This is a genomic window from Deinococcota bacterium, assembly GCA_030858465.1.
Lineage (GTDB): Bacteria > Deinococcota > Deinococci > Deinococcales > Trueperaceae > JALZLY01.
This window is the reverse complement of record JALZLY010000265.1, coordinates 1-2,355: the sequence shown is the minus strand read 5'-3', so window position 1 is coordinate 2,355 and position 2,355 is coordinate 1. Positions and strand designations below refer to the sequence as shown.

The following is a 2,355-nucleotide window of genomic DNA, read 5'->3' as shown; positions in this document are numbered from 1 at the left end:
GGTCTTCGGGGGCCGGGTCTTCAGGGGCCGGGTCTTCGGGGGCCGGGTCTTCAGGGGCCGGGTCTTCGGGGGCCGGGTCTTCGGGAGAGGGATCCTGGGGAGGCGACTCGTCCTCGAGCGGAGGCTCCGACGTAGGTGGCTGGGAAACGGGTGGCTGGGAAACGGGTGGCTGGCCGGTCCCGCAAGCTGTCAGGGCAAAGCCGAAGAGCGCGGCGAGCAAAAGGATCAAGAGCGTGCGTCTGTGGTTGGGATTGACCATAGCGGGCCTCCTGGAGGGTTTCCGAACGAATGACGGCTTGAACACGGGAATCCAACCATTCTGGACGTGCGGCAGGCACTGCGCCCAAAGCTCGAGGCTGCCTCAAGAGCACGGCCAAATCCACGCCGGAGCGCCGTTTCTCGCGCTCCTTCGTTCCCGACAGTGTAGCAGACCCTTCCCGGACGTCCTGCTCAAAAGCTCACCGCATCCCCACCGGCGGCATAAAAGCCACAGCATCGACGGCTAGACCGGGCTGGCGCTGCTGCCCGCCAAGGGAACCGCCGGCCCCGTGCTCATCAGATAGGTCTCGTCGCCCACCTGCACCGGACAGTTGGGGCCGGTCTGGACGATGAAGAGCTGCTGCGCCTCGCCGCCCAGCGAGCGGCAGCCGTAGGTGAGGTCGTGGCCCTTGAAGTCGCGGCTCTCGACCCGCACCGCCACGCCGTGACGGTCGTCGAAGGCGAGGTCTTCGGGTCGCAGCGACAGCAGGACGCCGCCCTCGGAGGGCTGAGTCACCGGCAGGGGTCCGAGCAGGGTCTCGGCCACGCCGCCGCGGCCGACGCCGCGAATCAGGTTGGTGGTGCCCAAGAAGCTCGCCACGAAGGCGGTGCGCGGCCTCAGGTAGACCGTCTCGGGCAGGCCGACCTGCTCCAAGTGCCCCATGCGCATGACCGCGATCCGGTCGGCGAAGGTCATCGCCTCTTCCTGGTCGTGGGTGACGAAGATGGTGGTGGCGCCGCTCCTCTTGAGGATGCGCCGCACCTCCTCGCGGGTGCTGCCGCGCAGCGCGGCGTCTAAGTTGCTGAAGGGCTCGTCGAGCAAGATGACGGCGGGCTCGGGCGCGAGCGCCCTGGCCAGAGCCACGCGCTGCTGCTGTCCGCCTGAAAGCTGGTGCGGGTAGCGGCGGCTGAAGATCTTCAGGCCGACGAGGTCGAGGACCTCTTGGGTGCGCTCGGCTCGAGCCCTGCGCGGTAGCCGTGAGAGCCCGAAGGCCACATTCTGCGTCACGTCCAGGTGCGGAAAGAGCGCGTAGTCCTGAAAGACGAAGCCGATCTTGCGCCTTTCCGGCTGGAGGCCCCGCCGCGCACTCGCCACCTCGCGCCCGGCTATGACGATGCGGCCGCCGTCGGGCGACTCGAAGCCGGCGATGGTGCGCAGGAGCGTCGTCTTGCCGCAGCCGCTCGGACCCAGAAGCGCGATGATCTCGCCGCGGTGGACCGACAGGCTGAAGTCTTCCACCGCGGGGTTGCCGAGGTCGCCGTAAGCCTTGCTGAGGCCCTCGAGCCGCACCACCACCTCGGGCCTCTCCGGGGTCTGGCTCCGCGGGCTCGGTGCGGCGGCTGAGCGTGGAGCGGATAGGCTGGGCGTAGGCATGAGCGTAGACATAGGAAAAGGCGCCTGAGCGCACGCTTTTCACTATAACAAAATCTTGAGTGCTTTAGTAGGATATGACGACGAGACATGCTGTCTGTTAGCTGTCTGTCTGGTGGCTCGCGACTTACCCTGCGGTTTCAGCCGCCCCTCGAGAGGAGCACCCCAGGCTCCTCCGCGCGCGGCAACTACGCGCGTGGCGCCAAGAGTTGGCGCGCGAGTAACCCACTCAGCCCAGCCATGTCAGCCCAAGCCCAGGCATATCAGCCCAGCCGTTTCACCAGGTCGGCGGCGATGGCCTGGGCGCCGCCCGGCCGTCCCATCCGCTCGCGGCCGTCGGCGGCGGCCTGCTCGTAGCGCTCCTGGTCCTCCCACAAGCTCCTCAGGGCCGTGGCGATGGCCGCGGGCTCCGGCGCGGCCAGGCTCAGGGCCCGGCCGAGGAGGCGCCGCTGGTTGCGCAGATAGCTGGCCGTGTAGAGCGGCGGCACCGCGAAGGCCAGCACCGGCAGGCCCAGCGAGGCGGCCTGCTCGTTGGCGGTGCCGGCCGTGCCCAGGACCAGGTCGCTCGAGGCCAGGACGTCCGCGAAGCGGCCGCGCAGCAAGTAGACGCGCCCCTCGCCCCGCTCGAGCCGGCCCACCTCCCCCTCCTCCCGCACCGGCCCCTCCTGCACCGGCACGGCGCGAAACGTCCAGCCGGGCGGCCAGTTCGCGGGCAGGGTGCCTCC

The 2,355-nt window shown here is 69.3% G+C and carries 3 protein-coding genes; all 3 read right to left on the bottom strand.

Annotated features, from left to right (window positions below):
• A partial coding sequence (locus M3498_13405) for a hypothetical protein (GenBank protein ID MDQ3460272.1) occupies positions 1-259 on the bottom strand: 259 nt, incomplete at its 3' end.
• A gap of 243 nt (positions 260-502) precedes the next feature.
• A complete protein-coding gene (locus M3498_13400; protein ID MDQ3460271.1) occupies positions 503-1,645 on the bottom strand; it encodes an ABC transporter ATP-binding protein in 1,143 nt (380 codons plus the stop codon).
• 248 nt (positions 1,646-1,893) lie between these two features.
• On the bottom strand, positions 1,894-2,355 hold a 462-nt coding region (locus tag M3498_13395), incomplete at its 5' end, for a lipid-A-disaccharide synthase (GenBank protein ID MDQ3460270.1).